Origin of the sequence: Flavobacterium gilvum (assembly GCF_001761465.1) — a bacterium.
In the GTDB taxonomy this organism is placed as follows: Bacteria; Bacteroidota; Bacteroidia; order Flavobacteriales; family Flavobacteriaceae; genus Flavobacterium; species Flavobacterium gilvum.
Map to the genome: position 1 here is coordinate 1,180,405 of NZ_CP017479.1, position 26,803 is coordinate 1,207,207.

Genomic DNA, 26,803 nt, shown 5'->3' on the forward strand with positions numbered 1-26,803 from the left:
ATTATCTTTGCGCTCTGAAAAAAGTATCCATTTCGATGAGTTTCGGTGGGCTGTATTTCATGAACCTAAATAGCTATTTAATAAATACATAAGTAATGTCAAAAGTAATAGGAAAAGTTGGCCAAATCTTTGGAGCAGTAGTCGATGTAGTTTTCAACGGAGAAGTTGAGCTTCCAAAAATTTATGATTCATTAGAAATCACAAAAAAAGACGGTACATTGTTAGTACTTGAAGTGCAATCTCACATTGGTGAAAACACGGTTCGTACCATTTCGATGGACTCAACAGATGGTTTGAGCAGAGGTTATGAAGTAGTTGCTACAGGAAACGCCATTCAAATGCCAATCGGAGCAGATGTTTATGGTCGTTTGTTTAACGTAATTGGTGATGCTATTGATGGTTTGCCAGTTTTGCCTAAAACAGGTGAAAACGGAACTCCAATCCACAAACCAGCACCAAAATTTGAAGATTTATCTACATCTTCTGAAGTTTTATTTACAGGTATTAAAGTAATCGATTTGATCGAGCCTTATGCAAAAGGAGGAAAAATTGGATTGTTTGGTGGTGCCGGAGTAGGTAAAACAGTATTGATTCAGGAGTTGATTAACAATATTGCAAAAGGTCACGGTGGACTTTCTGTATTCGCAGGAGTTGGAGAAAGAACACGTGAAGGAAATGACTTACTTCGTGAGATGTTGGAGTCAGGAATTATTAAATACGGTGAGGAATTCATGCACTCTATGGAAAATGGAGGATGGGATTTGTCTAAAGTAGATTTGCAAGGAATGAGAGAGTCTAAAGCTACTTTCGTATTCGGACAAATGAATGAGCCACCAGGAGCTCGTGCTCGTGTGGCACTTTCTGGATTGTCTATCGCTGAGTACTTCCGTGATGGTGCAGGTTCTGATCAAGGAAAAGACGTATTATTCTTCGTTGATAATATCTTCCGTTTTACACAAGCAGGTTCTGAGGTATCGGCTCTTTTAGGGCGTATGCCATCTGCGGTAGGTTACCAACCAACTTTGGCAACTGAAATGGGTGCAATGCAAGAGCGTATTACATCTACAAATAAAGGTTCTATTACATCTGTACAAGCGGTTTACGTTCCTGCGGATGACTTAACTGACCCGGCTCCGGCTACAACATTTGCCCACCTTGATGCTACAACAGTATTGTCTCGTAAAATTGCTGAGTTAGGTATCTATCCTGCAGTAGATCCATTGGATTCTACTTCAAGAATTTTGGCACCTCACATTATCGGTAAAGATCACTACGAGTGTGCTCAAAGAGTAAAAGAAATTCTTCAGAAATACAAACAATTACAAGATATCATCGCCATCCTTGGTATGGAAGAATTATCTGAAGATGATAAATTAGCGGTAGCAAGAGCTAGACGTGTACAACGTTTCTTGTCTCAACCTTTCCACGTTGCTGAGCAATTTACAGGATTGAAAGGAGTTCTTGTTGATATTAAAGATACCATCAAAGGATTTAATATGATTATTGACGGTGAATTAGATCACTTGCCAGAGTCAGCTTTCAACCTTAAAGGTACTATCGAAGAAGCTATCGAAGCTGGAGAGAAAATGTTGGCGGAAGCATAATAAACAGTTTATTGTTTGTAGTTTGTTGTTCAACAGCAAACCATAAACAACAAATCATAAACAATAAAAGATGATTTTAGAAATAGTATCACCAGAAGCGAAATTATTTTCAGGAGAAATCACCTCTGTTTCTGTTCCAGGAGTGGATGGACGTTTTCAAATGTTGAATAATCACGCGCCAATAGTATCTTTGTTGCAAAAAGGAACGGTTAATATTACTGCTCCTAGTTTTAATCTAGACGAAGAAACTGCAAGTTTATTTACCAAAATAAACGATCAGAATTATACTTTGGAAATTAACTCAGGAACTCTTGAGTTAAAAAACAATAAAGTAATTGTTTTAGCAGACTAAGACAATCGAGTTATAAAATGAAAATGCCTGACGAAAGTCGGGCATTTTTTTTGGCTATAATTCATCTGATTTCTTTTGTTTCCAAATAAAAACCATTGCTTACTTTTTATCCCTGATGGAAGCGGCATCTCCCGATTTAGAAAAACAAGGCTTTTTTTAGCCGTAGTTTTTGTTAATCGGGAATATAGGGGACAGCAGGAAACCATGTTTGTAAATCAAGCCAATTGTTTCGATCCTTATTAAGATAATTGCTTTGTCGTTGATATTGTGTAAAATAAAGAAGGTTGTAAAAGAATTACAGTAATATTTTGTTTAACTTTACTAAATTAGTTTTTCCAGTTTATAGTAATTTAAATTTATAGAAAATGAAAAATAATAGTTTTTTAGTATTTCTTTTTTTATTGATAAGCGCTATAGGTTTTTCTCAGGTATACACCAATAAGGTTGTAGGGAAAAAAAACGCTGAGTTATTGGATAGTCTTAAAGTTCAGGAGTATCCTTATGCTTTGCCCATTTGGGGAGACAAAGCTACCAAAAAAGGTTTCCAATTGCCGTATTCGGCAGGTGTTTCGCTAAATTATTTTTGGCAGGAATCTGAGATGACGTTCAAAAATTTGGAGGTTGGTTTCAATAATGGGCCAATGTATAATCTGGATCAGATTGTGCGTTTTCACAGTGCCAAAGTTAGCGGTTCTGCACTCAATGTAAGGCCGGATATTTGGTTGTTTCCTTTTTTGAATGTATATGGAATTTTGGGAAAAGCTGATATGTCCACAAATATTAATGCCGGGGTTTGGGTTCCCGATGCGGATAATAATTGGACAGAAGTATTGCCTTTCAATACTAAAACCAATTTTGATGGGACCACTTTTGGGTTGGGTTTGACTCCTACCATAGGTATAGGAGGTGGATGGCTTGCTCTTGATATGAACGTTGCCTGGACGGATATCCCTCAACTAGAAAAACCAGCGATGAGTTTTATATTTGGGCCAAGAGTAGGGAAAACATTCAAACTGGCCAAGCCGGAAACAAATATTGCGGTTTGGGCTGGAGCTTTTAGAGTTCATATAAAAAGCGAAACAAAAGGATCACTGCCTTTGTCTGACATATTTCCTTCTGATGGAAGCGCACAGAGTAAAGTGGATCAGGCTCAAGCAAAAGTTGATGAGAAGCAAACTAACGTAAATAATTGGTGGAATAGCTTGTCTAATGCCGAACAAGCAAAACCTTCTAATAAAGCCAAGTATGAAACAGCTAATAGAGCTTTGGAAGCCGCTGGTAATTTGTTGAATGGTATCGATGGGGCATTAAGTACTCTTGGAGATTCTTCGGTGCAATATTCTCTTGAAAAATCTCAGACAAACATGTGGAATTTTATTTTAGGATCGCAATATCAGTTTAACAGACATTTTATGCTCCGTGCCGAATGTGGTTTCCTTGGAACAAGAACTCAGTTTATGACTAGTTTTCAATATCGTTTCGGGTTGTAGTCTAGTGATGATATAAAATGAATCTTTTTTCAAGAAAATTAATAAATATCATTACATGAAAAAACTTTTATTCGTCATCACTTTATTTTTTAGTTTTCATACAGCGGAATCCCAAGTGATAATGTCTTTGATTTTTGGAGACAAATTGAACTCGCCGAATATCGAATTTGGTTTGGATGGTGGTGTCAATTTTTCGAGTATTTCGAATTTGGATTCAGATTATAAAAGAGACTTCAATTTGGGGTTTTATTTTGATTTTAATCTAAAGAACCCTTCTTGGATTTTTAACACCGGAGTAATTGTAAAATCAACAATGGGAGCCAAAGATATTGCTGTTTATTCGTTGCATGACGATAAACTAGATGCTGTATTCGCCGAAGGATCCGTTAAAAGAAATATAAACTACTTCAATGTTCCTTTGACTATTAAATACAAGTTTGACAATAATATTTATGTCAAAGCAGGAACGCAATTGGGATTGTTGTCTACAGCCCATGATTTATTCCGTCAAAACTATAATGGGGAAGATGTAGAGTACAAAAACAACATACGCGACAAAATCCATGTTGTTGATGCAGGTTTGCTTGTTGGTGCCGGATATCGAATAAAAACCAAATACGGTATGAATGTTGGCCTGTCATATTATTATGGCTTGGTACCGCTTCTTAAGGGGGATAACAGTCCTACTCAATACAATCGTTCGTTATATGTAACGGCAGGCCTGCCAATAGGCAAAGCCAAAGCTGCTAAAAGAGCGGCTGAAAAGGAAAAGAAGGAGGCTGAAGGCAGTAAAAGTAATTAGCTGTTAGTGAATTATCGTTCCAAGACCTAACAGGTTTTTAAAACCTGTTAGGTCTTGCTGGAAAACAACAATGTTTTATTTCAGTTCTTGATTCACATTAGGTGTCAATCTTTAACATATTCTATTATGTCAGCCGGTTGACACTCCAATGTTTCACAAATCAATTCCAAAGTAGAAAAGCGAATAGCTTTCGCTTTTCCAGTCTTCAGAATCGAAAGGTTTGCAGTTGTAATTCCAATTTTTTCTGCCAATTCATTAGAACGCATTTTGCGTTTGGCAAGCATAACGTCAAGGTTTACTATTATCGGCATAATTTAAATTGTTAGTTCGTTTTCTTCTTCTAATGTTTGTCCTCTTTTTATGAGTTTAGTTAATAATACCAATACCGCACCCAAAAGGATTATGTAAATATTCATATCAACAGTTGGATTAAATGAGACTCTAATATTTTCAAAATAACCATCTTTTAATGATTGTAAAACATGTGGAGTTATAGTGATGTTTCCAAATAATTTCCTGTCAATAAAAACATAAATTAAAGGTATTACTTGGGAAAAAAGCATTAAAAAACCAAGATTGGAAATATATTTTGAAAGAACTTTTGAGAAATAAATTTCTTTGGCTAATTCTTTTAAGATTTTTGCTAAAAAAAACATTTGCATTATATAAAAAAGAAAATTTATTGGACTTCTTAATCCTAAAACTATGTTTGTAAAAGAATCACCGGTTTTTATACTTAAATATTGAGTGTTTCCATCATTTACATATTTGATAAATTTAAAACTAGGTTTAAGGTTTTTGTAATTTCCGTTTTCTTCAATTGAAATGGATTGAAATTTTTTGCCTTCAGGAAAAGGCACAGCAACATCATATAGATTTATGGCTTTTGCTTTTTTGTTTTCTTTTAAAAACATATTGTTTATAGAAGGATAGGAGTCTTCGGCAACTATACCCATATATTTTTCATTAATTTTAATTGAATCAGGAATTTGTAAAGTTAGTTTAACTGGGACTAACGATCCTTCAGAATTTTTATTCCCAATAGTTGTCCAAGAATTATCATCGTATTTATAAATATATTGCCCATCATTACCAAAAAATTTTGCAGATAGACTAATTATAAAAATTACGGTTGCAACGATAAAACAAAATAGTACCATAAAGTACATAAATGAAGCAATGTATTTGGTTGTTCTCATAATTGATTTAAGTTTAGCTATCTGTAAAAATACAAAAATTATCGAATAACAATAATTAAATATTAAAAAACAATTATTGTGTTGAAATTTTATTCCAATGAGATTTTCTACATTTGTATTATATGAAATCATTTCCGAAATCTTTGTCTATTAAATTGCAACAACGAAAAGAGGCTAATGCTTTTCGTTTTTTGCCTGTATGTAATAATTTAATTGATTTTGCTTCGAATGATTATATAGGTTTTTCAAAATCGGAAAACATTTTCGATGCAACCCATCAATTTTTGTTGGATAAAAATATCAAAATCAATGGAGCAACGGGTTCTCGATTGCTCTCAGGAAACCATTCTTTATACACCGAAACTGAAAATTACATTTCTCAATTTCATCAAGCGGAATCGGCCTTGATATTCAATTCTGGTTATGATGCCAATGTTGGTTTCTTTAGTGCGGTTCCCCAAAAAGGAGATTTGATTTTGTATGATGAATTGTGTCACGCTTCAATTCGCGACGGAATCCAATTATCGAATGCGAAGTCTTATAAATTCAAACACAATGATTTTGAGGATTTGGAACGGTTAATTTCAAAACCATCAACCATCAACCATCAACCATCAACCATTTACATCGTAACCGAATCTGTTTTTTCGATGGATGGGGATTGCCCCAATATGGAAGAATTGGTGTCTGTTTCAGAAAAGCACAATTGTTATTTAGTGGTTGACGAAGCCCATGCTTTGGGTGTTTTTGGAGAAAAAGGAGAAGGGCTGATTCAGCATTTGCATTTGCAGGACAAAATATTTGCCAGAATTATGACTTTTGGCAAAGGTTTAGGCTGTCACGGAGCTGTTGTTTTGGGTTCATCAGCATTGAAATCGTATCTCGTTAATTTTGCGCGAAGTTTCATTTATACGACGGGACTTTCGCCTCATTCGGTTGTCACTATTTTGATGGGATATCATCATTTGGGAAAAGATAAAAATGCGCTGGAGGCACTTCGAGATAATATTGTTTTTTTTAATCAGGTGAAAAAAATGCTTGGTTTGAGTCCGCTTTTCATTCGAAGTAAATCGGCTATTCAAAGTGTCATTATACCGGGAAATGAAAAAGTCAAAAGTATTGCCCATTCACTTCAGCAAAATGGTTTTGATGTCAAAGCGATACTTTCGCCGACAGTCCCCGAAGGACAGGAGCGACTGCGTTTTTGTTTGCACAGTTATAATAGCAAGGAAGAAATGACTAAAGTGTTGACGTTGTTAAGTACTTTTGTTTTTTAAATTTATGGAAGACATTTTCAAATTAATAGGAAGTTATCAATATTCATCAGAAGCAATAATTTTTAAAGGGAAATTAGAGTCTGAAGGAATTGAGGTTTTTATGCGGGATAATTTTACTGTTGAAGCAAATCCATTATACAGTAATGCTGTCGGTGGGGTTAAACTTTTTGTCTATCAAAAGGATTATCATAAAGCTAAAGAGATTATTTCTCAAGTAAGCAAATATTCATTAGATGAAAATGATAAATTGTTAAAATGCCCAAAGTGTAATGCCGAAGAAATTAATGTTGTAACTTCTGTAAATGATTTTAAATCTCTTGTCTTTTTTGTTTTTTCATTACTCTTATCAATATTTCCATTTTATGTTAATCGTAAGTACAAATGTAGAAAGTGTAAATTCGAATTTAATTAAATAAACCCTTTGTGAAAATTTTAAATCAGTGATAATCCGTTCCATCCGTGTTATCCGTGGGCCAAAAAAATGAAACTATTTATTACAGGAATTTCTACCGATGTGGGCAAGACCATTGCATCATCAATCATTGTTGAAGCGCTGCAGGCAGATTATTGGAAACCCATTCAGGCGGGCGATTTGAATGATTCCGATAGCCATAAAGTCAAACGTTATGTTTCAAACTCAAAGTCGCATTTTCACCCCAATGCTTATGCGTTACATACGCCGGCGAGTCCGCATCTTGCTGCCGCGTTGGACGGAATTACCATCAATTTAAAGCAGATAAAAGAGCCCAAAACCGACAATCATTTGGTTATAGAAGGAGCTGGAGGTGTTTTTGTTCCGTTGAATGATACTGATTGTGTAATTGACTTAATTCAGCCCGATTATAAAGTGATTGTGGTTTCAAGGCATTATCTGGGAAGCATCAATCATACTTTATTGACAATAGAATCCTTGCTTAATCGTAAAATAGCGATTGGAGGAATTATCTTTTCCGGTGATGAAAATAAAGCAACCGAATCAATAATTTTGAGTAAAACAGGTGTTAAATGTATCGGTAGAATCGAGCAGGAACCATATTTTGACCAAAGTGTAATCAAGGAATACGCCGATAAGTTTAGAGAGCAACTTTTACAAATGCAATAGCAAAAATCAATTTCAATTTCAATAGTCAAAACCAATGATTATTTATTGCCAGCCCAATCTAAAATCTAAAATCGTTAATCAACAATCTAAAATCAAATGACTTTAATCGAAAGAGATAGCCAACATCTTTGGCACCCTTATACGCAACATAAAACAGCGGCGCTTCCTATCGCGATAACCAAAGGCGAAGGCGCTTTGCTTTGGGACGAAAACAACAAACAATACATAGACGCTATCGCTTCGTGGTGGGTCAATCCGTTTGGGCATTCCAATAAATTTATTGCCGATGCGATTTACAAACAGTTGACTACCCTAGAACACGTTTTGTTTGGCGGATTCACGCATGAACCTGCCATTGTTTTGGCCGAAAAACTTTTGGCAATTTTACCAGACAATCAAAAGAAAGTATTTTTTTCGGATAACGGATCGACATCCGTTGAAGTGGCAATCAAAGTAGCTTTGCAGTATTTTTATAATAGAGGTCAAAAGAGAACAACGATTATTGCTTTCGAAAATGCCTTTCATGGCGATACTTTCGCCGCGATGGCTGCGAGCGGAATTTCGTTTTACACCCAGGCTTTCCAGGGAATGTTTATCGATGTGGTTCGGTTTCCAGTTCCTGTAAAAGGGCAGGAACAGGCGAGTTTTGACGCATTACGGGAAACAATTAAAAATAATGATTGTGCCGGTTTCATATTCGAACCTTTGGTGCAGGGAGCGGCCGGAATGGTGATGTATGAGCCCGAAGCATTAGACAAATTAATTCAGATTTGTCAGGAAAATAATGTGCTCACGATTGCCGATGAAGTAATGACAGGTTTTGGAAAAACAGGAAAAACCTTTGCGTGCGATTATTTGACTCAAAAACCAGATATAATGTGCTTGTCCAAAGCCTTGACGGGCGGAACCATTCCGATGGCGATTACAACTTTTACTCAAGATCTTTTTGATGCTTTTTATGACGAAGATATCAACAAAGCATTATTCCACGGACATACTTTTACCGCAAATCCTACGGGTTGTGCAGCGGCTCTTGCCAGTTTGACTTTATTGGAAACCGAAGAAATGCAGCAAAATTTAGTTCGAATCAACAAATGCCATTTGGAGTTTAAAGAACGGGTAGAAAAACATCCTCTGGTTACAACGACAAGAGTACTAGGAGTTATTTTTGCATTGGAAATAAAAACAGCGACTTCGGCAAGTTATTACGGAACGCTACGTAACAGGCTTTATGATTTTTTTATAGAAAATGGAATAATTCTGCGTCCTGTTGGGAATATCGTTTATATTTTGCCTCCTTATGTGATTACTGATGTACAATTGCAAAAAGTGTATGAAGTGGTCGAAAGCGCTTTGGAAATTATTTAAGAATTTTGGTTTTTGAAAAAAATCTGCAAAAGTCTGCGGAGTCTGCGTGCGATATTTTTCACACAGACTCCGCAGACTTCCGCAGATTATAAAATTTAAAAAGGACTGAAAAAACTCAAACATTATACTATTTTAATAGTTTTCATTTTTACCAAAAACTTTGCGACCTTTGCGGTTAAATCAAAATAGCACATTTTGTCACAAACCATTTCCATAATAGCCATAGCTTCTATTTCGTCTTTGGGAAATTCTCCTGAAAAGGTCTGGCAAAATTACCTCTCGGAAAATCCTTGTTTCTCGACTCAATTTTTGGATCATCAAACTACCAAGGTTGCCGCTCTTGATGGCGATTCCCTATCAGAAGTTGAAGCTTTACGGGAATCGGATGTGAAATACAAATCGTTAGATATATCGGTGCTTTTTGCAATGGTAGCTTCCCGAAAAGCGATTGAAAAAGCAGGTTGGGGAAAAGGAGCAGAATTTGGAATTAATATTGGTTCTTCTCGAGGTGCAACGGATTTGTTTGAGAAACATTTTCAGGAATATTTAGAAACTGGTAAAGCGCAGACTTTGGCTTCGCCAACGACAACTTTGGGTAATATTTCTTCGTGGATAGCACATGATTTGCAAAGTAACGGCCCTGAAATTTCACATTCCATTACGTGTTCAACAGCTTTGCATGCCGTACTCAATGGCGTAGCTTGGTTAAGAGCCGGAATGTCCGATAAATTTTTGGTAGGCGGAAGCGAGGCTCCTTTGACCGATTTTACAATTGGCCAAATGCGAGCATTGAAAATCTACTCCAAAAGTGAAGAACAGTATCCTAATCGCGCTTTGGATTTGGATAAAAAACAAAACACCATGATTCTGGGAGAAGGAGCCGGTGTGTGTTGTCTCGAGATTGGAAAAAAAGAAAATGCTTTGGCTTTTATCGAAGGCATTGGGTATGCGACAGAGATTTTGGAACATAATATTTCAATTTCTGCCGAAGCGGTTTGTTTTCAGAAATCTATGAAAATGGCCCTTGAAAATACACCAATCAGTGAAGTCGATGCTATCGTTATGCACGCGCCTGGAACGATAAAAGGCGATTTGACAGAATACAAAGCTATCGAGAAAGTCTTTGGCGAAAATGTCCCTTTGTTAACTACCAATAAATGGAAAATAGGCCATACTTTCGGAGCTTCGGGGATTTTGAGTATGGAAATGGCTATTTTGATGATGCAGCACAATCAGTTCATCGGAGTTCCTTTTGCGAAAGCGCAAAAACAAATGAAACCGATAAAGAAAGTTTTGGTCAATGCAGTTGGTTTTGGCGGAAATGCGGTGAGTGTTTTGTTGAGTTTGTAATGGCGTTATTGGCCTCGGATTAAACTGATAAAAAGGATTTGGCACGGATTTTTAGTTACTGACCACTGTTTTCTAATTCCTTCACTTTGTCATAAATTAAATTACTTTCAAAGCCACGGCGAAGCATATAATCGCAGAATTTCTTTCTTTTTTTGAGGGTGTTGGTCTCCGTTATGGAATTCCAATTTCTTTCAGCCAAATCTTCAAAAGTGGCAATATATTCCTCGGGTTCAATTTCTTTTAAGGCAAGATTAATCTGGGTTTGATTAATGTTGCGCATTTTTAGCTCATTAACAATTCGGATTTTCCCCCAATGTTTCATGCGGTGTTTTCCTCGGGCAAAACTACAGGCAAATCGAGATTCGTTTAAGAAATTTTGTTCGATAAGATGGACGATGATTTCGTCTATTTCGTTTTGGTTTAATTTCATGCTCCACAGTTTAGAAACCACTTCTTCGTGGCAGCGTTCTTGATAGGCACAAAAATGTTCAATTTTTAATTTGGCTTCTTTGAGAGAATAGACTTCTTTCATCTTTTTCTTCCTGCTTTTATTTGATTCAAAAATAGTATTTTTTGGCGGTATTCAATCGATTTTATCCAAAAGGCGATGAAGTTGAGTATTTATTAAGAACGTTAATCATTGAATAATGAGCTTTAACCATTTTTATGACTGTAAATAGGTGGTATTGAGGTGGTTTAATGTTTGTTAAAAGTAGTAAAAATTGTATGTGTTAGTGTTGTTTATAGTTTTTAAGCGATAAAAAAGTATGGATTATCGAAAAGGGAAATGTTTACAAATCAATGCAACTTATGTTTCATAATTTTACAGATTAATTGCTTGTTATACAAAATATTGGTTTTGATTAAGAATGAGATCTTGTGACGACTTGCTGAATGTTAAAAATGATTAATCATGAAAATAAAAATACTTTTTTGGGAGACTTTTTTCAATGATTGTATAAAATATTAATATTCGGTTTTGTCATAAGGGACTTACATTTTGGGTTATTTTTTCAGAATAAAAAATAAAAACATGACAAAATTTTTACGCCCCTTTAAATTTTTTTCCATTGTTTTACTGTTGTTGTTTTCAACAAGTATGGTTTTTGGACAGACTCCTGCGATAGGTGATTATCAATCTGCACCGTCTACAGCAACAACTCCCGGTGCTTGGACTTCACTTTCAAGTTGGCTATATTATAATGGCCCAGCAACGGGATGGTTAACTCCAACAGCTGCTCAAGGGTATCCAGGGGAGAAAGACAATGGGATTGATGAGGCTGTTACAATTTTAGCTGGGCATACAATTCGAATTGGTGATGGTTCGGGCGCAAATTTTAGCAGTCAACCTATGGGTAAAATTACTATTATAGGAAAATTATATTTGGCTGGTAATATAAATAATCCTATTCCAAGATTTGAACTTGACGCACAATGGGTTTATGTGGAACCTAATGTTGGACTTATTGAATTTAATAATAAAGTAAATTTGTGGTTAATATCTTCACTATATCCTGGAACGGGTGTTTTTACCGTTAATAAAGATGAGAGTATAGGTTATAAATCTATCATAGGGGATTGTAGTAACAACCAGGATATTAATTTTGGACCCGACGCCACTTCTTATTGTGCGGGTAAAAAATTTACTTTTGATGATTTAATGACAAGTGGGGGGTCTTTAAACGCTGCTATTGGATCTATAGCTGCTGTTTGTCAAGGTAGTAGTGTTAGTTTATCGGGGAGTTACACAGGCTTGGTTGGAACACCTGCAGTCTATGGTTGGCATATAGTTGATTCATTCGGAAATACTCAGGATTTTATAGGGAAAAACGTTTCTTTTCCTAATGCCATAGGAACATCCTATACCATCAAATTAACGGTTTCTACTGTATATAACGTCACTCCTTTTACAAATTCGGAAACCGTTACTGTTGCAGTTAATGCCCCTCCAACGGCACCGGTAGCAACTGCTGGTACTGCTTTGAGTTGTACATCAGTAAGGGCCAATTGGCAGGCAGTTTCGGGAGCCACTTCTTATGTGTTAGATGTAGCCACCAACAGTGGTTTTACTAGTATGGTTAGCACTGTCAATGTGGGTAATGTTTTATCCAAAGATATTACAGGTTTAACATCGGGGACAACTTATTATTATAGGGTAAGAGCTTTTAATGGAACCTGTAATAGTCCCAATTCAAATGTAATAACTGTTGTGGCTCCATCTGTTCCAGCCGCACCTGCCAATTTTAATTATGGAGCTATTAGATGTACCCAAGTCGATTTAAGTTGGAATGCTGTAACAGGAGCTAACACATATACTGTTGAAAGTTCTACAGACTCAGGGTTTTCTCTCGGGAATACAGTTGCTGTTACAGGTCTGACAAGTACGTCTTATACCGTTAAGAATTTAACCAAAGGAACTAATTATTATTTTAAGGTAACAGCAGTGAATAGTTGCTCGAGTACCAATTCTGCAACCATTGGGGCGGTGCTCACTTTGAATACTCCGGTACAACCAACGAATGTTGAATCTAACACTGTTTTGTGTGCTCAGTTCAATGTAACTTGGACAGAGGCTTCCGGAGCTGTAGATTATACAGTTGAGGTATCGACTGATCCAGCTTTTCCATCAGCGGGATTAAAATCATTTGAACATGTTCTAGCATCTCCTTATACGGTTACAGGTTTATCACCTAGCAAAGTATATTATTATAGGGTTATAGCTGTAAATGGTTGTGGAAGTGGAGATCCAGTGAATGGGCCAGATTATATAACAACAATAGCTTCTGAACCCAGTGTCCCTAACTTAGAGGCTCCAATAGTAGGTTGTAATCAGTTAACTGTAAATTGGACGGCATCTCCTCTTGCTGTTGATTATACTGTAGAATTAGCCACGAACCCTGGTTTTCCATCTGGTTTGATTAGTACAGTTCCAAATATAACCGGTACCTCACATACTTTTACGAACCTTTCCCCTGGTGCAACTTATTATTATAGGGTTTCTGCTCGAAATGGTTGTGGATCTAGTGCTTATGGTACTCCGAATCCGGCTTCTTTAACTACGGGAACTGTGGCTACAACCCCAACCATTAGCTGGAAAAGTTCGACAATTAGTGGTTCCACAACTAATATTTGCCAAACAGATATGATTACCTCTAGTGCTTCATCTGGTATTTTATGGTCTACAGGAGAAACCACACAGAGTATTACTCCTCCTGTATCAGGAAATTATACTGTTCAAGTTGTAAATCCTGGAGGTTGTAGTAGTGCTGTTTCTCAGCCAGCTACAGTTGTTGTTCAGGGATTACCTACTGCAGTTGCCGGTGGCAGTGAAACTATTTGTTCCAATACCAGTGCTACCATAAGTAGTGCTTCGGCTAGTAATGGTACCATTCAATGGACGGCAAGCGGTGGGGCGGGGACCTTGATTAATAGAACTACTATTACCCCTATTTATAGACCACTATTAGGAGGCCCTGCAGAAACTGTTTTATTAACAATGACTGTTACTGGTATCAATGGTTGTTCGTCTGTGGTCGCAACTGCTAGTCATACAGTAAATGTCCTAGGAGACGCTCCAACCGCAACGGCTGGTGGTAGCCAAAACATTTGTGTTGGTGGAAGTGCTACTGTGAGTGGCGCTTCAGCAACTAATGATAGTGCTATTTCGTGGACGCATAATGGCGCTGGAACGCTGACAAATGAAACAACTCTTGCACCAACATATACTTCTGCAGTCGCTGATGCGGGATTACCGATAACCTTAACGATGACTGTTACTGGCTCACCAAGTTGTAATCCGCCATACGAGGTGACAGCTATTTACACAGTTTTTGTTAATCCCTTGACGACATTGATTAGTGCTTTACAGTCTGCACCTGTCTGTGATAGCTCGGCAGCCACCATAAATCTGACTGGGTTATTAGCCAATAGTACCTCTACGATAAATTATGCTATAAACAGTGTTGCCCAAACTGCAGTTGCTGGAGTAGTTGCTGATGGTTTTGGAAATGCGAGTTTTAATACCGGAGCACTGTCTTTTGCTAATAATGGTCAAACATTAACAATTACAGGAATTACAAATACAAGTGTTACTCCAAATTGTTCAGCAAGTTCTCCACAAAGTGTTACCTTAAGTGTTTTGCCTAGTTTGCCTGCAAGTGTAAGTATTGCAGCTTCTCCATCGGCTGTGATTTGTGCGGGAACATCGGTGACTTTTACGGCAACACCAACCAATGAGGGAACAACACCGGTGTATCAATGGCAACTAAATGGGGCAAATGTCGGAACTAACTCGGTTACTTATACCAATTCTACATTAGTGGATGGAGGTATAGTGACCTGTGTGATGACTTCGAATGCGACTCCCTGTCTGACAGGAAGTCCAGCTACTTCAAATATCATAACGATGACGGTCAATCCGAATTTGCCTGCGAGTGTGACTATTACAGCTTCTCCTTCGGGTGCGATTTGTGCGGGTACACCAGTTACTTTTACAGCCATGCCAACCAATGGAGGAATAACACCTGTGTATCAGTGGAGATTGAATGGAACAGATGTAGGAACCAATTCGGCAACTTATAATAATTCTGGTTTAGTCAATGGAGATGTGGTGACTTGCGTGATGACTTCGAATGCTGTTTGTACGACAGGCACACCTGCTACTTCAAACAGTCTAACAATCATAGTAAATGATAAACCAACCATTGCTTCTATTAGTACTCCGGCTGCATTGTGTGAGGGAACTTCTTTGAACGCACCGACACCAACAGTTAATAATAATGGCACAATACTTACGGTATTTGGTTGGGAATTGGAAACAAATGCTAGTGGAATATTTGCGAGTTTAAGTTTACCATATACTGTTGCATTAGCTGATAATGGCAAGAATCTTAGATATACTGCGAGAAATAGTTGTGGTATGACAAGCAGTAATCCTGTTGTGGTAACAGTTAATGCTAAGCCAGAAGAACCAATAGCGACACCTACGCAGCCTACTTGTCTTGTTTCGACGGGGACTATTACAGTAACATCGCCATTAGGATCAGGTCTTAGTTACAGTATAAATGGTATTGATTATAGTAATACTTCTGGGATTTTTAATAATGTGGCTGCTGGATCTTATTATGTAAAAGCCCAAAATAGTTCCGGTTGCATTTCATTGGATTCAAATCAAGTTCTGTTGAATGCGATAAAGACAACTACTTGGAACGGCTCTGGTTGGGATAATGGCGTTCCGAATGATGGTATAAAAAGAGTTATTTTTTCTGGAAATGCAATAATAACCGCCCAAATAAGCGCTTGCTCATGCGTAATAAGCCCTAACGTAAATGTTGTTGTGGGAGTTCCTGGTGGAGTAAATGCAGATGCCATTGTTAAATTAGAGAATGGTTTGGATGTTCAAGGTAATGGTACATTAACTTTTGAAAATAATGCGAGTTTGATTCAGGTGAATGAGGCTGTAAATACAGGAAAAATTATTTACAAGCGTATTTCGACTCCAATGAAGAATTTTGATTTTACCTATTGGTGCTCTCCTGTGGAGGATCAGGTTTTGTATGATTTGTCCCCAAATACGTTATGGGATAAGTATTATAGTTTTAACGCTGGTAATTGGGTAATTGAACCAGTATCTAATACAATGAATCCGGCAGGAAAAGGGTTTGCAATTCGTGTTCCAAAACCCCCATTTTGGGATGATCCTAATGCTCCTACGTATGCACAGCCAGTTCAGTTTGTTGGTGTTCCATACAATGGCAATAAAACAATTAAAGCTCAAGGACTTAATATGGATAATTTAATAGGTAATCCGTACCCTTCAGCAATAGATGCAAAAAAGTTTATGGAGGACAATTCGACGCTGATAAGCGGTGCTTTGCAGTTTTGGACTCACAACACGGCCGTCACACCAAGTGGTGCTTTTTTTGTTTATGATGACGGAGATTATGCACTCTTTAACTTAACCGGAGGGGCAAAGGCTACAACAGGAGGAAAAATTCCAGATGGAAAAATAGCAGCCGGGCAAGCCTTTTTTGTGACCAGCAATAGTGGTAGTGATTTTGTTTTTACTAATGCTATGCGTAACACCCCAATTGTTTTGCCTTCTGGATCTAACAGTACATTTTTCAGAATGTCCCAAACCAAGAAAATGACAACTATTGAGGAAAATAGGGTTTGGCTGGATTTAACCAATTCCGGAGGGGCATTTAAGCAATTGTTAGTGGGATACATTGCCGGAGCCACCAACGAATTTGATAATTTATACGATGCCCTTAGTATGGATTCAAATACGTATGTTGACTTTTATAGTATAAATAACGGTAATAATCTATCAATCCAAGGACGTGCTTTGCCTTTTGAAAATACAGATGAGATACCTCTTGGCTACAGAAGCACAATTCAGGGAAATTTTACTATTGGTATTGAAAAAACAGATGGAGTCTTAGTTAATCAGGATATCTTTATTGAAGACAAAGTGACAGCAACGATTACAAATCTTAAAAACGGGCCTTATACTTTTTCTACTACCAGTGGAGTTTTTAATAATCGTTTTGTGTTGAAATTTACAGCTGGCAGTATTTCAAAAATGAGTACCAAAGTCACTGCTGATACAGTAGATAAGACAGTCCTTGTATCGGTTAAAGATAAACAGATCAATATCAATTCGCTTGAAGATGTAATAGATAAAGTGATGATTTATGATTTAAAAGCAAGTTTGCTTTATGAAAAAGAAAATGTGAACAGTAATGTGTTTAGCGTTTCTAATTTTAATTCTGCTGAGCAATTTTTAATTGTGCAAGTCTTGCTTAAAAACGGTCAGTGGGTTACTAAGGAAATTATTTTTTAGGACATCTAAAATTTTTTATTAATAAAAATCCTTTCTGGGTAACCGGAAGGGATTTCTGTGTTTTAATACTTGTTAAATTATTAAAATAAGGTTGTTTAACTGATATTTAGATTGTTTGTCAAGCTTAACGAAAGAAATAATTTTTAATTTTTAATTTTGATCATTATATATCTGTTTTGCTTTAGCATTTACCCTTTTTTTAGAATGCAGCAATTGTAGATTTTTTTTTAATAATAAAATAGCCCCAAGCGACATGAATCAACTTTTCCTCTTTTAATCCCACAAGTATAAGCTTAAGTACCTAGCAACTACCTTTTTCCGGAAAGAGTAGTCAGGCTGATGTTTGTCTTAAATTAAATTCTTAAAACCGCCCCACTTATGAGTAGAATTTTACTTTCAATTTTTTTGTTTTTTGCAATAGCCCCAAATAATATGAATAAACTTTACCTCTTTTAATTCCAAAGTATCAGCCCGAGTATCCCCTAATAACTGTCTTTTTCAGGAAAGAGCAGCCAGGCTAATATTTGTCTCAAAATAAAATCCAATAAATTAAATTCTAAAAACCACCCCACATATGGATAGAATTTTACTTTCAGTTTTTTTATGTTTATTTTTTGTAATAGCCCCAGATATTATGAGTAGACTTTCCGTTTTCTAACTCCACAAGTATAAGCCAAAGTACCTAATAACTGTCTTTTTCAGGAAAGAACAGCTAGGCTAATATTTGTCTCAAAATAAAAATCCAATAGATTAAATTCAAAAAACAGCCCCATTTATGAATAGAATTTTACTTTCAATTTTTTTATGTTTATTTTTTGTAAATACCGCTTTTAGTGCAACAATTACTAGTACAGGAAATGGTAATTGGGGTGCTGCATCAACTTGGAGTACAATAAGTAGAACTGGTACGATTTCAACAACAAGTAGTTCGAAAATTGTTACTGGTGTTGGGACATCATTTACAACAGAGTTGGCAGTTGGCAGTATTTTGTATAAAGATGATGGTACTACTGTAATTGGTACTGTTTCTTCCATTACCGATAACACGCATTTAACATTAGTTGCAAATACGGCTACTGTTTTTTCTTCTCAAAGTTATATGGCAAAGATTGTACCTACAACTATTGACGATGTAGTGATTTCATCTGGAACGACCGTGACTTTGGATACAACTACTGCTTCGGCTAACAGCATAACTGTTGATGGATTATTGGAAATGGTTTTTAAAATTGATATTACTCTAACTACACAATTGATAGTTGTTAGTTCTACTGGGCAAATTAAGTTTGACCATAATACACTTAAATTGCCTTCGGGTGCTGCCATATATCTTGAAAATGGTTCTAATAGTTTGAGTGGTTCGTGTAATAACAATGACGAATTAGATCTAGGCGGTGTACATTATGCTGTTTGTACAGGAGGTGGTGCAATATATTCCTTTGCTGAAGTTGAAGCGGCTGGTGGTGTTAATAATATTTCGGCAGGTTCTATAGAAGAATCACAAACGGTTTGTTATGGATTTGTTCCATCTACTTTGAGTTCAACAAGAGACGGTGCGGGTTCAGGGACAATATCATACGAATGGCAAACAAATGAAAGTGGTAGCTATGTTGATATTCCAGGCGCTACAGGAAAGGATTATTCTCCACCGGCTCTGACTGTAAGTGCAAGTTATCGACGAAGAACGGTTTCTGTAATTGGAGGCAAAACTTTTAAATCAGCATATACAACACCAGTAACCATTACAGTTAATCCGAAAACTGTAATCACTGCGCCAGCAACTGGTTCTGTTTGTAGTGGTTTTTCTTATTCAAGTGGAGCAATCACCTCGACTGGAACAAAATTTGACTGGACTCGTGCAGTGGTAACAGGAATCAGCAATACAGCAGGTTCAGGTACCGGGGTTAACAATGCTTCAGGAGTTACCGAAACCTTAATCAATACAACAACTTCTGCTATTACGGTTACTTATATTTTAACTCCAAGATTGGCTTCAGGTTGTCCCGGGAGTCCGTTCAATTTAGATGTTACGGTAAATCCGAAACCTGTAATCACTGCGCCAGCAACCGGTTCGGCTTGTAGCGGGGTTTCTTATTCTAGTGGAGCAATCACTTCCACTGGAACAACATTTGATTGGACTCGAGCAGCAGTGACGGGCATTAGCAATACAGCAGGTTCAGCTACTGGAGTTGCCAATGCTTCAGGAATCACAGAAACCTTGATCAATACAACAACTTCTGCTATTACGGTTACTTATGTTTTAACTCCAAAATTGGTTTCAGGTTGTCCCGGGAGTCCGTTCAATTTAGATGTTACGGTAAATCCTAGACCTGTAATCACTGCGCCAGCAACTAGTTCTGTTTGTAGCGGGGTTTCTTATTCTAGTGGAGCAATCACTTCCACGGGAACAACATTTGATTGGACTCGCGCAGCAGTGACCGGCATTAGCAATTCAGCAGGTTCGGCTACAGAAGTTGCCAATGCTACAGGAATCACAGAAACTTTGATTAATACAACAACTTCAGCTATTACTGTTACTTATATTTTGACTCCAAAATTGGCTTCAGGTTGTCCCGGAAGTCCGTTCAATTTGGTTGTTACTGTAAATCCAACTCCAGTAGCTCCCGTTTTAAGTAATATCACTTTGGGATGTAATCAAACTACTGCTACAGAAACTTGGACAGCAATTTCAGGTATTACAAATTACCGATTTGATGTTTCTACAGATCCTTTATTTGGGACTTATCTCACGGGTTATAATAATCTTTCAGTTTCTGCAGCAGCTACTTCATTAGCCATAAACGGACTGTCTCCAGGTGTAACGTATTATGTTAGAGCAAGATCACAAAGTGGTTGTGGGACAAGTGTCAATTCTTCTGTAGTAACAATTACGGTAAATTCTTCCCCAATAAAACCAATAGCATCAGCTACCAAACAGCCTACTTGTGTAGTTTCAACAGGAACTATTACAGTAACATCACCAACTGGAGCAGGACTTAGTTATAGTATTGATGGAACTAATTATAGTAATACATCTGGAATATTTAATAGTGTGCCAGCTGGAGATTATTATGTAACAGCCAAAAATGCTTCAGGTTGCGTTTCGGTAGCTTCAGATAAAATTTCATTAAATGTTGCAGGGACAACTACTTGGAGTGGTTCCAGTTGGGATAATGGTGTTCCGGATGCTACCAAAAGAGCTGTTTTTGCGGGTAATGTTACCATAACGGCTGCTTTAAATGCCTGTTCATGTCAAATTAATTCTGGTGTAGCAGTTGGCGTAGCTTCTGGTGTAGTTTTGACAATTGAAAACGGTTTGGATGTTTTGAGCACTGGGACATTAACCTTTGAAAACAATGCAAGTTTGATTCAGGTTAATGATGCTGCAATAAATAATGGGAAAATTATATACAAGCGCATTACCAGTCCGATGAAAAATTTTGATTTTACGTATTGGTCTTCTCCAGTAAAAGATCAGGTGTTGAATGTTTTGTCACCTAATACTCTTTGGGATAAATATTATAGTTTTAACAATGGCAATTGGAAGGTTGAAGGGGTAACCAACAAGATGAATCCTGCTGGAAAAGGATTTATTATCCGCGTGCCAAAACCTGGAGTCGTTTACCCTAATGGAGAAAAATGGTATACAGCTACCTATGCTCAGCCGGTTCAATTTGAGGGAATTCCAAATAATGGTTCCATTTCAATTGCGACAGAGGGAACTGGAATGGATAATTTAATAGGGAATCCTTATCCTTCTGCCATAGATGCCGATGCGTTTATCAATGCTAACGCGTCAGTCATAGGTGGGGCACTGTATTTTTGGACACATAACACTGCTATTACGCAAAGTGGCTCGTTTTATGTTTATAATTCCAATGATTATGCAACTTATAACTTGACAGGAGGAGCAGGAACTAGAGGCAATTTTATTGATGCGAATAATAATGGTGTTCTCGATGCTGGTGAAACTATAGATGATAATAATAAACCGAATGGTAAAATTGCGGCTGGACAGTCCTTTTTTGTGATCAGCAAAGCGTCTGGTGATTTTGTGTTTAAGAATTCGATGCGTAATTCTACGGCTGGATCGAATAGTCAGTTTTTGAGAATGGCTCAAACCAAAAAAACGGTTGCTGTCGAAAAGAGTAGAGTTTGGCTGAATTTGTCCAATTCTGATGGGGCTTTCAAACAATTGTTGGTGGGCTATATTACAGGTGCTACCAATGAGATGGATAAATTGTATGACGGCATTAGTTTTGATGGGAATGATTATGTTGATTTTTATAGTGTTAACAAAGAAGATAAACTTACGATACAAGGGCGTGCTTTGCCATTTGATAAAGGGGATAAGGTGCCTTTGGGTTACAAAACTGCAATACAGGGAACTTTTAGGATAAGTATCGACAAAGTAGACGGAGTTTTGACTAATCAAACTGTCTTTCTTGAAGATAATGTAACCAAAGCTGTTCATAATCTAAATGATGGTCCTTATTCATTTACTACGGCCAAAGGAACTTTTGATAATCGCTTTACTTTGGTTTATGTTGATAAAAATGCTCCGATTGTAATTGAGCCACCGGTTGTTGTGAATCCACCAATTGTAACCGAACCACCAGTAGCTGTAGAACCTCCGGTTGTCGTGAATCCGCCAATTGTAACCGAGCCTCCTGTAGCGGTAGAACCACCTGTTGTTGTCAATCCGCCAATTGTAACCGAGCCTCCTGTAGCGGTAGAACCACCTGTTGTTGTCAATCCGCCAATTGTAACGGAACCACCGGTAGCAGTAGAACCACCGGTTGTTGTGAATCCGCCAATTGTAACCGAACCGCCTGTAGCTGTAGTGCCACCAGTTGTCGTGAATCCTCCAATTGTAACTGAGCCACCGGTAGCAGTAGAACCACCGGTTGTCGTGAATCCTCCAATTGTAGCAGAACCACCTGTAGCTGTAGATCCTCCAGTTGTCGTGAATCCTCCAATTGTAACAGAACCTCCTGTAGCTGTAGAACCTCCGGTTGTCGTGAATCCGCCAATTGTAATCGAACCACCAGTGGCTGTAGAACCTCCGGTTGTCGTGAATCCGCCAATTGTAACCGAACCGCCAGTTGCTGTAGAACCACCAGTTGTTGTGAATCCTCCAATTGTGACCGAACCGCCAGTGGCTGTAGAACCACCAGTTGTTGTGAATCCACCAATTGTGACCGAACCGCCAGTAGTTGTCGTGCCACCAGTTGAGAGTTTGGATCCAACTATTGAAAAACCAACTGAGAGTAAAAATAAATCCCTTGTTGTTTCTGTAAAGAATCATCAAATAAAAATCAACTCTTTTGATAAAACGATGGGCACTGTCTTGTTGTATGATTTGAGAGGAAGGAAGATTTTTGAAAACACTAATGTGAAAAGTAATGAATATGTGATTCAGGGATTGAATTCCAGCGACCAGTTTTTAATTGTTATGATTCAATTGACTGACGGGAAATGGGTCACAAAAGAGATTATTTTTAAGAACTAATTTACAATACCCCCGTTTTTTAAAGTCTCATTCCGATTTATAGGAATGGGACTTTTTCGTTTTAAAAACAGGACGAATTAAAAATTGTAAGAAAATAAATTTAATATTTTATTTAAATTATAAATAAATTCTTATTTTAGTATTAATATGTTTTCTGAGTATTCATTAATGCTATCATTTTATGAAACAATTTTTCTTGGCGTGTTTGTTTTTTATTGTTTCACCAGTTCTTATTTTTTCTCAATCAATATTTAATAATCCAATTACGGGAACTTATCCCGGTCAATCAAATCCTTATACGATAGGACAAAATGTGGATCCCGGCATTAAAGTTAGTGGTATTGGCAGGAGTGGGGCTTTGAGTTATGTAAATGCAAATAATAGATATGATGCGAAGGGTTGGAAGGTCGACGACTCTGATTCCGACACTTATTTTGAGTTTACCATTACTCCAAATCAGGGTAGGCAAATAAATTTTATCAGTTTTGTTTATACAGGGCAAGTTTCGGCTAATGGTCCAAGACTTTTTGCATTTCGTTCCAGTGTTGATGGTTTTTCAACAAATATAGGGTCTGTTTCAGGAGCTAGAGGAACGGTTTCTTTGTCTTCGACGGCCTTTCAAGGAGTTGATTTTCCGATTACTTTCAGGTTTTATGGATGGGCTGCTATAACGAGAACGGGAGCTTTTAGTATTAATGATTTCCAGTTTAATGGTGTGGTTTCCTGCGTAAAGTCGCAAGCGCCTACTTTGCCAGAAGTGAACCTTGCTTGTACTTCTACTTCTTTTATTTTGAATTGGGCGGCTTGTTCAAATGCTTCGAATTATTTTATTGATGTGGCTACCGATTCCGGTTTTATTAATAATTTAGAAGGTTACAAAAATAAGATTTTAGGAAATACTTTGTCTGAAACCGTTGAAGATTTGGCTGCAGGTGGACCTTATTATGTTCGACTGAAATCAGCCAATGAATGTGGTGAAATCAGTTATTCGAATGTTATAAAAGCAGCTCCGCCAGAAACGATTTATAATGGTTCTTGGTCTAATGGTCTTCCAGATTCGGGTAAAAATGTACGCTTTTCAAAAGATTTTAATCTGAATGAATCATTAGAAACCTGTTCTTGCCAAATCGATAACGGTGTAGCCGTTCATGTTGATTCTGGAGGGGTTTTAAAGCTTCAAAATAGATTAGATGTTTTGGGTGCAGGAACAATAACTTTTGAGAACAATTCAAGTTTGATTCAGGTGAATGATGCTGCAGTAAACATTGGTCAGATTATTTACAATCGCATTACTTCACCGATGAAAAATTTTGATTTTACTTATTGGTCGTCTCCAGTGCAGGGTCAGATTTTGAATGTATTGTCTCCAAATACACTTTCGGATAAGTATTTTAGTTTTGCAAATGGGAATTGGGTGTACGAAAATGGTGCTAATTCAATGGATCCTGCAGGTAAGGGATTTGTAATTCGTGTGCCAAAGCCTGATACTAAATACTCCAATAAAGAATATTGGACAGGATCAACTTATTCTCAACCAGTTCAGTTTAAAGGGATTCCTAATAATGGCGTTATCGAAATTCTTTCGGAAGGTATTGGAATGGATAATTTAATAGGCAATCCTTACCCTTCTGCCATTGATGCCGATGAATTTATCAAGGCCAACTCTGCAATAATTGTGGGAACGCTTAACTTTTGGACACATAATACAGCTATTAAGCAAGATGGGGCTTTTTATGTTTATAATTCAGATGATTATGCTTCTTATAATTTGACGGGAGGAACAGGAACAGCCGCACCGAGTGCCGGTGATTCGGGAACAATTCCAAATGGTAAAATTGCTTCAGGAGTATCCTTTTTTGTGACGAGTAAAGTAGCCGGGAATTTTGTGTTTAATAACGCCATGCGAAATTCGGGAAAAGTTTTGGCGTCTAATTCCAATAATCAATTTTTTAAAATTTCAAATACTAAGAAGGATTCATCAATTGAGAAGAATAGACTATGGTTGAATTTAACAAATTCCGAAGGTGCTTTCAAACAATTGTTGGTAGGATATGTTACGGGAGCTACCAATGAAATGGATAATCTATACGATGGCACAACTTCTGACGGAAATGCTTTTGTCGATTTTTATAGCATTAGCGAAGAAAATAAATTGGTTATTCAAGGCCGGGCTTTACCTTTTGATTATACAGATAAAGTAGCATTAGGTTTTAAAACCAACATTGATGGTGCTTTTGAAATAAAAATTGACCACACCGATGGTTTGTTAAGCAATTGTGCTATTTTTTTAGAAGATAAAAATACAGGAATACTCCACGATTTAAAAGAAAGATCTTATCCGTTTTCAGCATCAAAAGGAGAATATAATAGTCGCTTTGTGTTGAGTTATAAAGAACTTGATATAAAGTCCACTTCGAAGCAAGAGACGGAAAAAACAAAACAGGGACTTGCAATTTATACTCAGGAAAAACAATTGAGTATTAATTCTGCTGTTGAAAAAATTTCGATGATTGTTATTTATGATTTGAATGGAAAATTACTCTATAAAAAGAAAGATATTGATAAAGAGCAAATTGTGATTCCTAATTTAACCTCGAAGCATCAAATTTTAATTGTAAAAACGGTTTTCGATAATTCTGATTATCAGATAAATAAGGTCTTTTTTTAATTGGCAAAAAAAACAAAACCCCCATTTTTATCTTCAAAATGGGGGTTTTATAGTTTTAAAAAAGTCTTATTTCCCTTTTACAGAGGCTTCAAGATTTTTTTCGATAATATGGTTTGGGCGCGACCATTTTGGCTTTTCGCCAAGAGCTTCAAATTGTGAATCTACAGCTTCAACGGTTGGTCTTTGTGATTTTTTTGTAAATGGTTTTTGCGGTTTTAAACCCAATAAATCAAACATTTTCATGTCTTCGTTAACATCGGGATTTGGCGTTGTAAGCAATTTATCTCCAGCAAAAATAGAGTTAGCTCCAGCAAAGAAACACATTGCTTGACCTTCTCGGCTCATGTTCATTCTTCCTGCCGATAGACGAACTTGTGTCTCAGGCATTACAATTCGGGTGGTTGCAACCATTCGAATCATTTCCCAAATTTCGACTGGTTTTTCATTTTCCATCGGAGTTCCTTCTACGGCAACCAAAGCATTGATTGGCACCGATTCTGGTTGAGGATTCAATGTAGAAAGAGCCACAAGCATTCCTGCTCTGTCATCGATACTTTCTCCCATTCCAATAATTCCACCACTACAAACTGTAACACTTGTTTTTCTTACGTTTTCTATAGTTTGCAAACGGTCTTCAAATCCGCGTGTCGAAATAACTTCTTTGTAATAATCCTCAGAAGTGTCTAAGTTGTGGTTATAAGCATAAAGACCTGCTTCGGCTAGTCGCTGTGCTTGATTTTCGGTAATCATACCAAGAGTACAGCACACTTCCATATCCATTTTGTTGATGGTACGAACCATTTCCAAAACTTGGTCAAACTCAGGTCCGTCTTTTACGTTTCTCCAAGCAGCACCCATACATACGCGGGAAGAACCTCCAGATTTGGCTTGAATTGCCTGTTCTTTTACTTGGTTTACAGACATTAAATTGTTTCCTTCAACACCGGTGTTGTATCTTGCGGCTTGCGGGCAATATCCGCAATCTTCAGAACATCCTCCTGTTTTTATGGAAACCAAAGTAGAAACCTGAACCACATTTGGGTCGTGATGTTCGCGATGGATTGTTGATGCTTCAAAAAGCAAATCCATCAAAGGTTTATTATAAATTGCAATAATTTCTTCTTTCGTCCAGTTATGTTTTGTGATACTCATTGATCCTTGTTTTTGATGCCCCAAAAGTAATCAAATTGTTCTAAAGTAACACAACGCACAAGTCTTAAAATGTCTTAATATAA

The 26,803-nt window shown here is 37.1% G+C and carries 16 protein-coding genes; 12 read left to right on the forward strand and 4 right to left on the reverse strand.

Annotated elements, in window-relative coordinates; all coding sequences use genetic code 11:
* Positions 1-95 precede the first annotated feature (95 nt).
* From atpD to EM308_RS05030, 4 genes are all read left to right on the forward strand, one after another.
* The gene (gene atpD / locus EM308_RS05015; RefSeq protein WP_035633519.1) at positions 96-1,604 is read left to right on the forward strand and encodes a F0F1 ATP synthase subunit beta; all 1,509 of its coding nucleotides are present in this window, start codon (positions 96-98) and stop codon (positions 1,602-1,604) included.
* Positions 1,605-1,674: 70 nt separating this feature from the next.
* The gene (locus EM308_RS05020) at positions 1,675-1,956 is read left to right on the forward strand and encodes a F0F1 ATP synthase subunit epsilon (protein WP_035633517.1); all 282 of its coding nucleotides are present in this window, start codon (positions 1,675-1,677) and stop codon (positions 1,954-1,956) included.
* Positions 1,957-2,321: 365 nt separating this feature from the next.
* Positions 2,322-3,446: a hypothetical protein gene (locus EM308_RS05025; protein WP_035633514.1), complete on the forward strand. Its 1,125-nt coding sequence runs from the start codon at positions 2,322-2,324 to the stop codon at positions 3,444-3,446.
* Positions 3,447-3,501: 55 nt separating this feature from the next.
* A complete protein-coding gene (locus EM308_RS05030) occupies positions 3,502-4,248 on the forward strand; it encodes a porin family protein (RefSeq protein WP_035633509.1) in 747 nt (248 codons plus the stop codon).
* 104 nt (positions 4,249-4,352) lie between these two features.
* On the opposite strand, the gene EM308_RS05035 is transcribed toward EM308_RS05030, so the two are convergent.
* Positions 4,353-4,559 carry a helix-turn-helix domain-containing protein gene (locus tag EM308_RS05035; protein WP_035633506.1) on the reverse strand — a complete coding sequence of 69 codons (207 nt, stop codon included), beginning with the start codon at positions 4,557-4,559 and terminating at the stop codon, positions 4,353-4,355.
* Between the two features lie 3 nt (positions 4,560-4,562).
* Positions 4,563-5,579, reverse strand: a complete 1,017-nt coding sequence (locus EM308_RS05040) for a DUF2975 domain-containing protein (RefSeq protein ID WP_035633504.1) — start codon at positions 5,577-5,579, stop codon at positions 4,563-4,565.
* On the opposite strand from EM308_RS05040, the gene EM308_RS05045 reads away from it, so the two are divergent.
* The 5 genes from EM308_RS05045 (at position 5,570) to EM308_RS05065 (ending at position 10,544) form a co-directional block, all read left to right on the forward strand.
* Positions 5,570-6,724 carry an aminotransferase class I/II-fold pyridoxal phosphate-dependent enzyme gene (locus EM308_RS05045; protein WP_035633502.1) on the forward strand — a complete coding sequence of 385 codons (1,155 nt, stop codon included), beginning with the start codon at positions 5,570-5,572 and terminating at the stop codon, positions 6,722-6,724. The two genes, EM308_RS05040 and EM308_RS05045, sit on opposite strands and share 10 nt — an antisense overlap.
* A gap of 4 nt (positions 6,725-6,728) precedes the next feature.
* Positions 6,729-7,136: a putative signal transducing protein gene (locus tag EM308_RS05050; RefSeq protein WP_035633499.1), complete on the forward strand. Its 408-nt coding sequence runs from the start codon at positions 6,729-6,731 to the stop codon at positions 7,134-7,136.
* Between the two features lie 69 nt (positions 7,137-7,205).
* Positions 7,206-7,826, forward strand: coding sequence for a dethiobiotin synthase (bioD, locus tag EM308_RS05055; protein WP_035633496.1), 621 nt, complete (start codon positions 7,206-7,208; stop codon positions 7,824-7,826).
* Between the two features lie 96 nt (positions 7,827-7,922).
* Complete coding sequence (gene bioA / locus EM308_RS05060) at positions 7,923-9,194, forward strand: adenosylmethionine--8-amino-7-oxononanoate transaminase (RefSeq protein ID WP_035633493.1); 1,272 nt, start codon at positions 7,923-7,925, stop codon at positions 9,192-9,194.
* A 195-nt stretch (positions 9,195-9,389) separates the two neighbouring features.
* On the forward strand, positions 9,390-10,544 hold the full coding sequence (locus EM308_RS05065) for a beta-ketoacyl synthase N-terminal-like domain-containing protein (RefSeq protein WP_035633490.1): 1,155 nt from the start codon (positions 9,390-9,392) through the stop codon (positions 10,542-10,544).
* 55 nt (positions 10,545-10,599) lie between these two features.
* Here the strand turns inward: EM308_RS05065 and EM308_RS05070 are convergent, their stop codons facing one another.
* Positions 10,600-11,076: a regulatory protein RecX gene (locus EM308_RS05070; protein WP_035633487.1), complete on the reverse strand. Its 477-nt coding sequence runs from the start codon at positions 11,074-11,076 to the stop codon at positions 10,600-10,602.
* Between the two features lie 501 nt (positions 11,077-11,577).
* Here EM308_RS05070 and EM308_RS05075 point away from each other — a divergent pair.
* From EM308_RS05075 to EM308_RS05085, 3 genes are all read left to right on the forward strand, one after another.
* Positions 11,578-17,388, forward strand: coding sequence for a fibronectin type III domain-containing protein (locus EM308_RS05075; RefSeq protein WP_051877619.1), 5,811 nt, complete (start codon positions 11,578-11,580; stop codon positions 17,386-17,388).
* A gap of 775 nt (positions 17,389-18,163) precedes the next feature.
* The gene (locus EM308_RS05080; RefSeq protein ID WP_051877618.1) at positions 18,164-22,900 is read left to right on the forward strand and encodes a PKD-like domain-containing protein; all 4,737 of its coding nucleotides are present in this window, start codon (positions 18,164-18,166) and stop codon (positions 22,898-22,900) included.
* Positions 22,901-23,081: 181 nt separating this feature from the next.
* A complete protein-coding gene (locus EM308_RS05085; protein WP_051877617.1) occupies positions 23,082-25,568 on the forward strand; it encodes a hypothetical protein in 2,487 nt (828 codons plus the stop codon).
* A gap of 66 nt (positions 25,569-25,634) precedes the next feature.
* On the opposite strand, the gene bioB is transcribed toward EM308_RS05085, so the two are convergent.
* Entirely contained in the window at positions 25,635-26,720 is a 1,086-nt protein-coding gene (bioB, locus tag EM308_RS05090) for a biotin synthase BioB (protein ID WP_035633484.1), read from the reverse strand.
* Positions 26,721-26,803 lie beyond the last annotated feature (83 nt).

Coding starts and splice junctions, on each gene's coding strand:
- EM308_RS05030 (WP_035633509.1), top strand. CDS start 3,502: ATGAAAAAACTTTTATTCGTCATCACTTTATTTTTTAGTTTTCATACA.
- bioA (WP_035633493.1), top strand. CDS start 7,923: ATGACTTTAATCGAAAGAGATAGCCAACATCTTTGGCACCCTTATACG.
- EM308_RS05040 (WP_035633504.1), bottom strand. CDS start 5,579: ATGATTTCATATAATACAAATGTAGAAAATCTCATTGGAATAAAATTT.
- atpD (WP_035633519.1), top strand. CDS start 96: ATGTCAAAAGTAATAGGAAAAGTTGGCCAAATCTTTGGAGCAGTAGTC.
- bioD (WP_035633496.1), top strand. CDS start 7,206: ATGAAACTATTTATTACAGGAATTTCTACCGATGTGGGCAAGACCATT.
- EM308_RS05050 (WP_035633499.1), top strand. CDS start 6,729: ATGGAAGACATTTTCAAATTAATAGGAAGTTATCAATATTCATCAGAA.
- EM308_RS05025 (WP_035633514.1), top strand. CDS start 2,322: ATGAAAAATAATAGTTTTTTAGTATTTCTTTTTTTATTGATAAGCGCT.
- EM308_RS05075 (WP_051877619.1), top strand. CDS start 11,578: ATGACAAAATTTTTACGCCCCTTTAAATTTTTTTCCATTGTTTTACTG.
- EM308_RS05045 (WP_035633502.1), top strand. CDS start 5,570: ATGAAATCATTTCCGAAATCTTTGTCTATTAAATTGCAACAACGAAAA.
- EM308_RS05035 (WP_035633506.1), bottom strand. CDS start 4,559: ATGCCGATAATAGTAAACCTTGACGTTATGCTTGCCAAACGCAAAATG.
- bioB (WP_035633484.1), bottom strand. CDS start 26,720: ATGAGTATCACAAAACATAACTGGACGAAAGAAGAAATTATTGCAATT.
- EM308_RS05080 (WP_051877618.1), top strand. CDS start 18,164: ATGAATAGAATTTTACTTTCAATTTTTTTATGTTTATTTTTTGTAAAT.
- EM308_RS05070 (WP_035633487.1), bottom strand. CDS start 11,076: ATGAAAGAAGTCTATTCTCTCAAAGAAGCCAAATTAAAAATTGAACAT.
- EM308_RS05020 (WP_035633517.1), top strand. CDS start 1,675: ATGATTTTAGAAATAGTATCACCAGAAGCGAAATTATTTTCAGGAGAA.
- EM308_RS05085 (WP_051877617.1), top strand. CDS start 23,082: ATGAAACAATTTTTCTTGGCGTGTTTGTTTTTTATTGTTTCACCAGTT.